This window comes from Geofilum sp. OHC36d9 (assembly GCF_052400685.1).
In the GTDB taxonomy this organism is placed as follows: domain Bacteria; phylum Bacteroidota; class Bacteroidia; order Bacteroidales; family Marinilabiliaceae; genus CAZHHH01.
Map to the genome: position 1 here is coordinate 69,444 of NZ_JBQTGJ010000011.1, position 13,104 is coordinate 82,547.

9 protein-coding genes are annotated in these 13,104 nt (G+C 40.8%); 5 read left to right on the forward strand and 4 right to left on the reverse strand.

Annotation, left to right across the window (positions count from 1 at the left end; translation table 11 throughout):
• Positions 1-109: 109 nt before the first annotated feature.
• The 4 genes from ACT3CD_RS11780 to tsaD form a co-directional block, all read right to left on the reverse strand.
• Positions 110-1,549 carry a TonB family protein gene (locus ACT3CD_RS11780; RefSeq protein ID WP_444645830.1) on the reverse strand — a complete coding sequence of 480 codons (1,440 nt, stop codon included), beginning with the start codon at positions 1,547-1,549 and terminating at the stop codon, positions 110-112.
• A 25-nt stretch (positions 1,550-1,574) separates the two neighbouring features.
• Positions 1,575-3,422 carry a TonB family protein gene (locus ACT3CD_RS11785; RefSeq protein ID WP_444645831.1) on the reverse strand — a complete coding sequence of 616 codons (1,848 nt, stop codon included), beginning with the start codon at positions 3,420-3,422 and terminating at the stop codon, positions 1,575-1,577.
• 4 nt (positions 3,423-3,426) lie between these two features.
• Positions 3,427-3,810, reverse strand: coding sequence for a BlaI/MecI/CopY family transcriptional regulator (locus tag ACT3CD_RS11790; RefSeq protein ID WP_444645832.1), 384 nt, complete (start codon positions 3,808-3,810; stop codon positions 3,427-3,429).
• 509 nt (positions 3,811-4,319) lie between these two features.
• Positions 4,320-5,330: a tRNA (adenosine(37)-N6)-threonylcarbamoyltransferase complex transferase subunit TsaD gene (gene tsaD / locus ACT3CD_RS11795; RefSeq protein WP_444645833.1), complete on the reverse strand. Its 1,011-nt coding sequence runs from the start codon at positions 5,328-5,330 to the stop codon at positions 4,320-4,322.
• Between the two features lie 209 nt (positions 5,331-5,539).
• Between tsaD and ACT3CD_RS11800 the strand changes: the two genes are divergently transcribed.
• From ACT3CD_RS11800 to ACT3CD_RS11820, 5 genes are all read left to right on the forward strand, one after another.
• A complete protein-coding gene (locus tag ACT3CD_RS11800; RefSeq protein WP_444645834.1) occupies positions 5,540-9,904 on the forward strand; it encodes a translocation/assembly module TamB domain-containing protein in 4,365 nt (1,454 codons plus the stop codon).
• A gap of 91 nt (positions 9,905-9,995) precedes the next feature.
• Positions 9,996-10,694, forward strand: a complete 699-nt coding sequence (locus ACT3CD_RS11805; RefSeq protein ID WP_444645835.1) for a MotA/TolQ/ExbB proton channel family protein — start codon at positions 9,996-9,998, stop codon at positions 10,692-10,694.
• Between the two features lie 15 nt (positions 10,695-10,709).
• Positions 10,710-11,102, forward strand: coding sequence for an ExbD/TolR family protein (locus ACT3CD_RS11810; protein WP_444645836.1), 393 nt, complete (start codon positions 10,710-10,712; stop codon positions 11,100-11,102).
• Between the two features lie 2 nt (positions 11,103-11,104).
• A complete protein-coding gene (locus ACT3CD_RS11815) occupies positions 11,105-12,019 on the forward strand; it encodes a TonB family protein (RefSeq protein WP_444645837.1) in 915 nt (304 codons plus the stop codon).
• Positions 12,020-12,873: 854 nt separating this feature from the next.
• The coding region (locus ACT3CD_RS11820; protein ID WP_444645838.1) for a hypothetical protein at positions 12,874-13,104 on the forward strand (231 nt) is incomplete at its 3' end.

Consider the following 13,104-nt stretch of genomic DNA (forward strand, 5'->3'; position numbering starts at 1 on the left):
TCTGTCATTGAGCTGTTTTCCTGTTTTTATTATATATAACGGCGCACAGAGAACAATTGATGTTTGTCTGTGCGCCGTTTTTTTATGGGGCGGATTTTGTTGACATGCCCTATAGTACAAAATTAATGGGAACTGTGTAGTTGACCCTGACCGGAACGCCTCTTTGATAGCCTGGTGTCCACGCAGGCATCTCCCTGATTACTCTCAATGCTTCTTCGCCCAGTAACAAATTGGGGCTTCGCAGGAGCTTTGTATCTTTTGTGTTGCCGTTTTCATCGATCACGAATTGTACATATACTTTGCCTTCTATGTCATTGGCGATGGCTTCTTCCGGATAATTTATGGTTTCTGCCAGATATTCTTTTAAGGCCTCATTGCCTCCGGGAAATTCAGGCATCTCCTCAACAATCATAAATGTTGCTTTTTTATTGATATCCGAATTCATGTCCGTTTCTATCCATTTTTTGTTGAAGATACCTTCTTTTGAATTGATTTTGACGATGCCTGTGGTGCTCGAACTTCCGTATTTAAGAAGTTCCGGCCCTTCTTGTATTAGATCCTGACTTTCTATTTCGTCGGGTGTTAATATTTTAAATACCTGTTCCTGAGTGATGTTGTAAACCGACCCGTCAATTACATACACATAATTTTCGTCGGAAAGATTATTTGAATCCGGGAAGCTCTCATCGGCTTGCGAGCAGGCGTAGATTATTATTACCATCATTGGAATCATCCATAGTGTTTTAAGTTTACTGATGGATGTACTTGCTTCTTTTTTCATCATGTTAAAGCGTTTTTGGTTAAGTGAATAGTTGAATGAATGCCCCAGACGGAACAGGTCTCCGCCAATGAGCTGGTTAAGTAGCGCAGCTTTGTATCGCGCTGGATCTTTTGTCCTTTGCAAAGCTTTTTGATCCGCCAGATATTCGTGGTTTTGACGCATGAAATGACCGTATAGCTGCGCTATGGGGTTGAACCATTGTGCTATGCGTAATGTCTCTGCCAGCCAAATATCCAGCCAGTGCTTCTCTTCAATATGTGCAGCTTCGTGTTTGATAATCTCCTTTAATTCATAGTCGGGGGTGTCATTGTTGACAAATATATAGGTGAAGAAGGAGTAAGCTGCAGCTATATCGGGTGATTTAATTATTTTGTACGAACCGGATTGTTCTATGTCACTTTTTTTTATGATTAAAATGGTGCGGCTGATTTGCCAGATCAGGTGAATTAGAAATAGGACGATACCGCACAGGTAAATGATTGTTAAATAGTGGTTCCAGTTGATGATGGCTTGTGTTTCTGTTATACTTTGCACAACCGGGAGTTCTGCCAGAATTTTTCCTTGTGTATTTATCAATGGCGATGCACTGATGACGTTTGCCCATTTAATTGTCCAAAAAGGAAGTAGTAAGGAAAATACAACGCCAGTGTTTAAAAATATTCGGTTTGTGACAAAGTCTTTTTCATTTTTTAGAAACAGAACATATATTATCAGGAAACCCGTCGTCCAGAGGGTTGATTTGATAAGGAATAATGTCAATGGCGTCATAATCAAGTTGTTTTGAGTTTTTTTGTTATTGCAAAGCAAAATTGATCGGGATGGTGTACTCCACGGCCACCGGTTTGCCTCGTTGCATGCCCGGTTTCCAGTCGGGCATAGCATTTACTACACGAAGGGCTTCTTTATCAAGTGTTTCATGTACCCCTCTGATTACTTCAGTATTTTCTACTTTCCCTTTCGCAGAAATAATGAATGTTACATAAACTTTGCCTTCAATTTTTCCTTTTTGTGCTTCTGCCGGATATTTAATATTACTGGCTACAAACTCCCTCAAGGCTTCCTGACCTCCCGGGTATTCTGGCATTTCTTCAACTATTTTAAAGACGGTGTCGTTTTCTGGTTCTTCTTTTTTGGTGGTGATAATTATAACCCCGCTGTTATTGACTTTGCCATATTTTTCTTTAATAACAACCGTGTCTTTAATGACATCGATGGATTGAATGGCGTCGGGACTTATTTTTGACATTTCTTTCAGAGTTATCTCTTGTCCGTCAAGAATAACCAGCGGTGGGTGATCTTTTGATGTTCCTTTGATGGTGACCTGTGGTGGTGTTGTCGTCTGTTTGTTAATGGTTGGCGATGTTTCACTGGAGGGGGCATAAGCTACAACAGCTATTTCATTCAATGCGACTGTGTTTTTGTGAAGGGTGATTTGGAGTTCTTTAGCGGGTGCAGTATAGCCTGTTATATAACCAACTTTCGAGACAACCAGCTGGGCATCTTCGGGAACTTCTTCAATCTGAAATTGTCCTTTTTTGTCGGCGGGTATTCCCCTGTTTGTGTTTTTAATGCGAATGATGGCATCTTCCAGTGGAGCGCCCTGATCTGAAGTAACAACTCCGGTTACTTTTATCTTTTTGATGGTTTCTGTTGTTGATGTTTTTACCGACTTTGGAGTTTCTTTCTGACGGATGGTTGTGTCGGTTATGTCTGCTTGTAAGTCGGATGGGGCAGACGACGGTTGGTCCATCTTTTCGGATGTGTTAGTTGACGGGATGTAGCTGTAAGTCGGTTCCGAAAATGCATAGAACAGTAATGCAATGGCCGGAATAACCAGAATGGGTTTGAGTTGCCTCAGTCCGGATGTAGATCGGTTTTTCATCATGGTAAATCTTTTATTATTCAGTGAGTAATTAAATGAATGGGTTAAACGTAATACTTCCCCTCCGGATATTTGATTGATTAGTACGGCTTTGTAAATGGCGGGCCGAGGGGTTTTAATGAGAGCTTCACGATCGGCCAGATACTCATGGTTTTGCCGGATCAGGTGAATGTAGAGGCGGGCCAGCGGGTTGAACCATTGCAGCAGTCCTACTATCTCAGCCAATAGCAGATCGGCCCAGTGACGCTGATTGATGTGTTCAGACTCGTGCCTTATAATCTCCTGTTTTTCAATTGCAGTGACGTCGGGATGAATAATAATATAGGAGAAAAATGAGAATGAGTGACGATACTTTGACGTGGTAATAATTGTAAACCGGCCTTCTTTTTGTTTGGGTGAGTTGCGGATGATTTTATGTATTTCATATAGTTGATTAATAAGTCGGAAGAGGTATACAATACTACCTGCAATGATGATGAGCGATACGATTCCTTTCCAGGTCATATCAGGCCCCGGATGTTCTGCTAGCTGTGTAACTTGCATCTCTCCAATATTTACTGGTACTTCGGGAAGTCGTATGTTTACGTTGTATCTGATTGTAAATAATGGGAATAACAATGATGCGATGAGGCCGGTTATTAGGAAGACGCGATTTATCTTGAAATATCTTTCATTGCGCAGCGTGATGAAATACATCAGGCCAAAGGCGCTCAACCAGAGGGTCGACTTGAGCAGAAAAGATGTGAATGCTACTTCCATGGCTTTATTTATTAGTGGTGCGATTCTCTTTTTTTAACTCTTTGCGTGTTTCTTCCATCAGTTCTTCTAACTGTCCGATTGTGAGATCCTTTTCGCGTGCAAAGAACGATGCCATAGCAGGGAAGGAATTGTCGAAATATTTTTTCATCACACCAAATAGTTGACTCTTTGAATAGTCTTCTTTTTTTATTAGTGGATAGTAAACATGCACGTTTCCGAAAGTTTTATGAGCGACGTGTCCTTTCTTTTCCAGAATTCTTACGATGGTTGAAACTGTGTTGCGAGCGGGTTTTGGATCCGGAAACTCTTCGCGGATATCCCGCACCAATCCTTCTTTAAGTTTCCATAATATTTGCATGATCTCTTCTTCGGCGTTGGTTAATTGCATGATTTTCTTTTTAAGTTTAAACAAATGTATGACTAATGTTTTAGTCAAGCAAGTCTTTTGTTGACAAAATGACTAATTCTTTAGTTAAAAATAGTTATAATGTTTATATGTAGTTGGTTTTAAGGTGGTAAGATGATGGTTGGTTTCGTAAGATTGATAATATCCGAACTTTCGACTTTATGGACCGGCGCTAAAAAAAGGTTTGTAGAGTATTGTTTTTGGTATTGGCGTTCGCTTAAAATTTGGTGAATTGTTTAAGATTCAATTTTAATGAGGGTGCCATGATTTAAACGATATTGCGGTGTCTTTTTATATTCAGATTGCACTTAAAGTCTTTTTCTCTGGCTCAAAGTGATTCCCGGGGTGCGAATATAAAATGTTGACGATATAACCAATGATTTGATTTATTGGGTTGCCTAAACTGCTTTTTTGGTTTGGTAAGAAAATGGTTGGTCTTGAGGACACTTAAATAACAATCATTGGTTCATCCATTAAATGCACTGTTCTTTTTATCGTGCAAAGGGGGCCATGTCGTGTGTGGCAAATTCGCCTTTCAGATATTTGAAGTAGCCGGTGATGGCAACCATTGCAGCGTTGTCGGTGGTATATGAAAATTTTGGTATGTAAGTATGCCAGCCGCGTTGTTTTGTTTGAGAGGTAATGGCTTCGCGCAGGGCTGTATTTGCTGAGACTCCGCCGGACAAAGCGACTTCTTTTATGCCTGTTTGTTTGGATGCTTTTATCAGTTTATCCATGAGGATGTCAACAATGGTTTTTTGCAACGAAGCACACAGGTCATTCCTGTTCTGTTGGATGAAATCAGGATTTTCTTTTATCCGGTCGCGTAAAAAATAGAGAAAAGAAGTTTTTAGTCCGCTGAAGCTATAGTCGAAATCTTTAATCCGTGGCTTGTTGAATTGAAAGGCATTTGCATTACCATCCATGGCATACTTATTAACATATGGTCCTCCAGGATAGGGCAGATCCATTACTTTGGCGCATTTGTCGAAGGCTTCGCCGGCCGCATCATCAATAGTGGTTCCTATTATTTCCATCACCAAAGGGCTGGTTACTTTAATTATTTGGCTGTTGCCGCCTGATACCAGCAGACAAAGAAATGGAAATTTTGGGGTGGTGTGTTGCTGTCCGGGTTCTTGTATGAAATGGGCCAGGACGTGCGCTTGCAAATGATGTACTTCAATGAGCGGTATTTGGCGGGCCAGCGCAAAGCCTTTGGCAAATGAGGTCCCCACCAAAAGGGAACCCATCAGTCCAGGACCCCGGGTGAATGCCACAGCATTGATGTCTGAAAGTTTTATGCCCGCATTTTTTATGGCCGTATCAACCACTGGAATGATATTTTGTTGATGGGCACGGGAGGCCAGTTCCGGAACAACACCACCGTAGGTCTCATGTACCTTTTGACTGGCAATGACGTTGCTTAAAATGGTATCATTTTTGATGATTGCTGCTGAGGTATCGTCACACGACGATTCTATTGCGAGAAGTATGGTTGACATGCTTGGTTTATTTAAGTAAAAACCTGCCTTTAAGGGCAGGTGGTTCACGTTAAGTTGTTTACATTTGTGGCCAAATTGTGGCTTGGCTCACTTTTAGGTATCGGGTTGTTTAATTTTCAAAGGACAAATTTATAAAAAAATCATTCAAAATATGGCTTGTTGTTCTGGCTGTTATAACGGGAATACCTCTCGTTACGTCTGTTCTATTGATGATACCAGCCATACAAACAGCCTTGGTCAGGACTATAACCAGCCGTCTCTCAAGTGATTTGAGTGCTGATATTTCCATTGACCGGGTGAGCATGCTTCCTTATGCAGGTATTCGGTTGTCTGGCTTTTTGGTTCGTGATCAACAGAACGATACGTTGTTTTATGCCGACAGGGTTCGTACCGGAATCGATGATTTTTCTTTTCGTGATAAACATTTGTACCTTAAAAAAATTCAGTTCTCGAAACCGGTGATTCATCTTTATGAGCAGGATGAACAGATGAATTTTACTTTTTTGATCGACTCATTGGGTAAAAATAGTAACGATTCGGTGAAATGGCATTATTCTATAAAGGGACTTAAAATACGTGACGGAGATATTTCTTTATCGCACTCTGTATTGTCGGAGAGGAAAATTTTCCCCACCGGGAAGCTTCATTTTACTAATTTGGCTCTTGATGTGAACCGTCTGTCGGAGGTGGGAGATACTTTGATTTTTGAAATTGTTAATTTTGCTGCAAATGAGGATATTGGGCTGAAAATTGATGGTTTGAAAACATTGGGGCGTGTTACCAATGAAAAGATTGCCATTGATAATTTAGCTTTCAGAACTCAAAAGTCATTATTTGATATTGGTTTACTGGAGATTCCCCTTTCGCGTGAAGATGTCGATGGAAATCCGGTGTCTTTTCGTGCCGAAGCTCGTCAGTTGGTTATTAATACGGAAGAAATAGCGATGTTCGTGCCTAAGTTTCCTAAGATTAGCCAGCCTGTTACTTTTTCGGGATTGGTATATGGAACGCTTGATAATTTAAAGGGAAGACGAATTACAGGCTCATTTGGCAGTCAATCGTATATCTCCACCAGCTTTGATGTCAATGGGCTGTCTGAAGGTTTTAATGCTTTTCTTTATCTGGATATTGATTCTTTTGAAACAGTTCCGGGCGATCTTGAGTTACTGTTTGCCGACGAAGGCAGGCATTTACCGCAGTTTATTCAAGGCCTTGAAACGATTCGGTACAGCGGTAACATTACCGGGTTTCTCAACGATTTGGTAGCATACGGTACTTTTTCGTCTGCGGCAGGTGTTGTGAAAACGGATATGGGGCTAAAAGTTAAAGATAACGACGACCTGGTATATGCTGGTTTGTTGTCGACTGAGAACTTTAATCTTCGGAGGCTTTTTGGTGCGCATTCAAACCTTGGCACCCTGTCGATGCACATGAATGTAAAAGGTCGGCATCGGGCCAAAAATGACTATTTTGTGTTTCTTGACGGGATAATTGGACAGTTTCAGTTCAAGGATTACTCGTATGAGAATATTACCGTTCAGGGATTGCTGAACCATCAACGTTTTGATGGGAGTGTTAAAATGAACGATCCTTTTGGATCGCTTAATTTTATTGGGAAAGTGGATTATTCAACCAGCCTGCCTGAGTTTAACTTTTCTGCTGAATTGAAAAACATTCAGCTGGATCGTTTGAATCTATTGCCTCAACTAACTGATGGCGTTTTATCGGTGAATATGAATATTAACATTGAAGGGAACCATCTGGACGATTTGGTGGGTAATATTGTGTTGTCTGATGGCCTGTTATCGACACCCAACGAAGTTATGGATTTTGACACCTTGAAAATGGAGGCAGTCCGGGTAAACGATATTAAGGAATTACGTCTTGAATCACCCTATGCTGCTGGTCTTGTACGTGGCAATTATTCGTTTAGGTCTATTGGAAATACAGTGCGGTATTATCTTCATAATTTTCTGCCGGCGTTGGTTTCAGGTAAGAAATTGCAGTTTTCTGGTTCGGATGCAAATAATTTTGTTTTTGATGTACAGTTTAAGTCAATGAGTCAACCTTTGCGGTTGTTTATTCCCGGTTTAGAGGTGTCAGACGAAGGGGCTTTTTATGGCCGTTTTAATCCTGCTGAGGGCATCCTGAACCTTGATGGACATTTGGATTTGTTTAATTACAAAGGGGTTAAAGGCGAGGGCGTGCAGGTTCAGGTGCGATCTAACTTAGCGGATGGCATCTCGTCCACCGTTAGGGCTGATGACGCAATGGTGGGTAACTTTTTGGAGATGCCTAATTTCGGTTTGCATCAAAAGGCCAATAACGATTCTCTTTCGATGAGCCTTTTTTGGAATAATTGGGATAATACGACTTATAGTGGGGCTATTTATTCTTCTGCCTCTTTTAAAGACATACCAAACCGTGGGCTCGTTACCAGGGCAACCGTGCAGCCTTCAACCATTATTATTGCCGATTCAATTTGGAATATTCACGAGTCCTTATTTGTTGTTTATCCAGAGGGGATCAGTGTTAAGAATTTCCGGATAGAACATTTTCCTCAGTTCTTTTCAATGGATGGCTTCATTGATAAAACAAAGGAGGATGGACTGGCTGTCCGGTTTAATGATCTCGATTTGTCCCAGTTTCTGCGAAATGTAAGCACCGGACGCATGTCTTTTGCCGGCTTTATAGATGGAGAATTAACTTTGAAGAATTATTTCCGCGACCCGGTCTTAACGAGCCATTTGTCTGTGAATGATTTTGAATTTAACCATCAGCGCATGGGCGTCTTTAGCCTTAGCAGTAAATGGGATCAGCAAAGTAAATCGGTGTCTATTGAGACGCGCGTACAGGATGAATTCAAGACGCGGTTATCAGGTGATGGTAGCTTCTTTCCTTCGGAGCGGAGGTTTGATTTGGCGCTGAATCTTGATAGTTTACCCATCGGGTTTTTAGATCCCTTTTTAAATAAAGTGTTACAGAATACAACCGGAACGGTGTCGGGACGGATGGCACTGGTAGGGGCGTTGCCCAAGCCACATCTAATTGGGGCGATTAAGGCGAACGATTTGTCTTTTGACGTTGATTTGCTTAAGACGCATTATGACCTCACCGATTCGGTGGCCTTCTATCCTTATGAAATACGTTTTCAGAATATGGCGCTTAAAAATACCAGGAGAGGTACCGGCCATTTTAATGGCTCTATCTATCATTCCGGTTTTTTTAAAGATCTGCAATTTCGTTTGAGGGCCGATGCCAATGATATGTTGTTGCTTGATACGCGTTCGCATGATAATGCTTATTATTATGGTACTGTTTATGGAAATGCCTCTTTGATGGTTAACGGAACAACTGAGAATGCAGATATCAGTATTACAGGAAAAACCACTGCCGGAACACGTTTTTTTGTGCCGGTGAAGTCAACAGATGAGGTGGGTGAAAGTAATTTTATACGATTTACAGATTCTGGTAGATCGGATGATGTTAGCAGCGTTGTTTTAAAGGATGATGATTATGTGGTTGATCTGTCAGGTGTTAAGTTGGAAATGGATATTGAGGCAACACCCGATGCCGAAGTGCAAATCATTTTTGATGAGCGCATTGGTGATATTCTGAAAAGTACGGGTAATGGAAATATCCAGATACGTATTAATCGTCAGGGGCAAATTCGTTTTTATGGCGATTATACCATTCAGAGCGGAGAATATCTCTTCTCATTGCAGAATCTGATTAATAAGCGATTTGATATTATGCAGGGTGGAACCGTCAAATGGCAAGGTGATCCTTACAATGCCGATATTGATATAAAAGCTGTTTATAAATTAAAAGCATTGCTGTCCGATTTGGTAGGGACCACGAGCAATAGCGTTAGCAGTAGTACTGACCTGCAACGTAGAGTACAGGTTTATAGTAATTTGATGTTGACCGGAATGCTGCAACAACCGGTGATTAAATTTGGTATTGAACTTCCAACACTCGAGGAAAGCCGCGAATCATTGATTCTTGACTTTATTGGTACCGAGGAAGAGATGAACCGTCAGGTGCTATCGCTGCTTATCCTTAACCGTTTTTATACTCCTGAGTATATGCGTGCCGAGCAGACGACTGAAGATAATGGCTATAACAATGCGGCGCTGCTTACCACCACCGAGATGCTGTCATCACAAATAAGTAACTGGTTTTCGTCAATAAGCAATGATGTCGATGTTGGGGTAGCCTATCGTCCGGGTGATAACATCACGAGCGAGGAGTTTGAGTTGGCATTATCAACTCAGATTTTGAATAACCGGGTGTCAATTAACGGAAATGTGGGATATGGAAAATATGAAGCCAATACCAGTAAAATGGTTGGCGACTTCGATCTGGATGTGAAGCTCAATAAAAGTGGCACCATTCGTGCGAATGCCTATACGCGTTCCAACGAAGATTATATTTATGAGGCTTCGCCTACTTCACAGGGCGTTGGTATCTCTTTTAAAGAAGAATTTGATGAGGTAAAAGAATTGGTTCGCAAATACTGGAATCTTTTTTTTACTAAAAAAAAGGATGATGAGAATACGGATTTTGAATAATTCGTTTTCGAAACATTCCCGATCGACCCGATTATCTTTCTTTAATTTGTATTTTAGTGCTTTGAAATAATTAATTAAACAGGTCAATTTTATGAATCCTTTTTTGATGATACAATCGGCTGGTCAGGTATTAGAGACTGGTGAGGCTGAAGGTGATGTGTTGGTTGAGCAAAGCATCAACCTATTTGATTTGATGCTCAAAGGTGGATGGATTATGATTCCGCTGGGCGTTTTATCCGTTATTTCGGTTTATATCTTTTTGGAGCGTTATATGGTGTTAAAACGCGTATCCAAAGAAGATAATACGTTTATGAACCGGATTAAGGATTATATTCATGATGGGAAGATTGATTCGGCTCTGGCTTTATGCAGTTCAAATAATCATCCCATTGCCAGAATGATTGAAAAAGGAATTTCCCGTATTGGACGGCCTCTGAATGATGTTAGCACCGCCATCGAGAATGTTGGTAACCTGGAAGTATCGCGTATGGAAAAAGGGTTGCCTACTTTAGCGACAGTGGCGGGGGGCGCACCAATGATTGGCTTTTTGGGTACTGTAATTGGTATGATTAAGTCGTTCTGGGAGATGTCTAATGCCGGTAATAATATTATGGTAGATCAGTTGGCCGGGGGTATTTATACCGCGCTTGTGACAACCGTAACCGGTCTTACAGTTGGCATTGTGGCTTATTTTGCCTATAATATTTTGGTGGCACGGGTTGAAAAGGTGGTGTTCAAAATGGAAGCCCGTACAATGGAGTTTCTCGATATTTTGAATGAACCGGCGTAATAAAAACAAACTATAATGGCTTTACGATCAAGAAATAAAATCAATGCTACGTTTAGCATGTCATCGATGACCGATGTGGTATTTCTTTTGCTGATATTTTTTATGATTACCTCCACATTGGTTAATCCGAATGCCATAAAGCTGTTGTTGCCACAGAGTAGTCAGCAGGCGGCTGCTAAACCTTTGGAGTCGGTTTCAATAACACGCGATTTAAGATATTATGTAGGTACTAAATCGGTGCGGTTTAGTCAGATTGAAGCGGAGTTGAGACGTCGGGTTGGCGATGAACAGGATGTATATATTTCTTTGCATGTGGATGAGAATGTACCCATGAGAGAGGTGGTAAAAGTTATGAATATCGCTAAAAATAATAGCTATAAGGTTATTTTGGCAACCAGAGCAAAGTAAACATGGTAGAGAAGAAAAGTGATAAGACTTTTGGGGCGGTTGGTACCGTTTTGTTTCATCTGGCGTTGTTGGTGTTATTGTTCGTTATGGGCATTAAATCAATACCGATGGAAGAAGAAGGAATTCTCGTGAACTTTGGTGATAGTCCTACCGGTTCAGGTCCTTCGGAACCCGTTCGTAATATGCCGTCTGCCCCTGAAACGACACCGCCAGCGGCGCAGTCCGTACCGGCTTCTACTCCTCCATCGGCTGCAGAGCCGGTTAAACAACGCAATATTACTCAGGATTTTGAAAAAACAGCAGCAATGGCAGCGGAAGAGAAGGCTCGCCAGGCGGCTGAAAAGAAACGTTTGGCTGAGGCCCAAAAGGAGTATGAAGAAGCTCAGCGACAGAAACGAATTGAAGAGGAAAAGCGAAAAGCTGCTGAAGAAGCCGAGCGTCAGCGTCTGGCCGAAGAGCAGCGTAAAAAGGAGGAGATGCAACGTCAGGCAGCCGCCATACGTAACGCTACCAATCAGGCTTTTAGTAAAAGTAATGGCACCGGAACATCTGAAGGTGAAACACAAGGTGCCGGTAATCAAGGATATGTTACTGGTGATCCTTCGTCCAAAAGCCGTACTGGCTCTGGTCTTGGCAGTTCAGGTAATTCTTTTAGTCTGGCGGGGCGCAGCTTGTCGGGCTCGTTACCGCTGCCTGAATATAATTCACAGGAGGTAGGGGAGGTTGTAGTTGAAATCACTGTAGACAAAACGGGGAAGGTGACTTCTGCGCAGCCTATCCTTAAAAATTCAACGACTCAGGATAGCTATTTGTGGCGGGAAGCTAAAGCAGCGGCTCTCAAGGCCCGTTTTAACAGCAGTGCCTCGGCGCCTGCTTATCAGAAGGGAACTATCACTTATCGTTTTGTATTGAACTAAGCAGCAAGGTTGCTGTTTTTACATTTTTTAAAGTTCTGAGTTATGCTCTTTTTTAAGTGCGCTATTCTTTCCTGTTTTGAGTGCGCTTTTCTGACGTTCTTGTAATAATTTTTTATTGCACTAAGGTTAATGATTGTTAAACGCTATGGCGATCATTTGTATTTTTGATAAACTTGCATAAGAATTTGATGAACGGATCAAATTCGTTGATAAAAGTAAAGTTTTTCATAAGTTAAGATTAAGGTTAAGGTAAAAAGAGAGACTTTGGTCTCTCTTTTTAAACTGAAAAAGGATTTTATTAAAATAAAGATAGATTTTTCATAATTTTGGGTTAGGGTTAAGGTTAGAAACGAGATGCGTCAAACGAGACGGTCTCGTTTCTGTTTTAAATGGGGTTTATAAAAATTGTCGCTTTGGTGTTTTGTCCGCTTAAAATTTGGAGAATTGATTTGAATCAACTTTTAAAGAAGGTCGGATTATTAATTTACATTTCATGTGTTTATAATTTGTTTGTTTTTGTCACATGGAACTCGCCGGAATAATCATTCCCCTCTGTGTGAATCAATTTGCCATGGCTCGTTTTATATGATTATATTTTGTTTTTTAAGGTCATATGGAACTCGCCTAACTTAATCATTCCCCTGTGTGTGAATTAATTCCCATGACTCGTTTCATAAATTATGTCAGAATTTGTGATTTGACTTTAACTGCTTCAAGTGAAGACTACCCAAATAAACCAAAAGTTCCGATTACTAATACGAACCAGCAATTTGTATGCAGATTTTTTAGTACAAGAATACAGGACTATTAATTTCATTCACATAAATTCGTATAGGGAAGAATTTGGAGGGAAAATGGCAGATGCTGTTTTTCATAGTTTTTTACGTGAGTGGCAATCAGTAGTAGCAATGGATTGGAGTAACGGATTTTTGGGAAAAATAAAGGAAGAATTTAGAAAAGATGAATGGATATTGTACAAAATCCTAGTTGGCGATATGTTTTGTAAATGGTTTTTGTATAGTGGTTTATGTGTTTTGTGTGTGATTTTCTTTGAGAAAATATTTTTTTATATAGAAAGCGTCCTT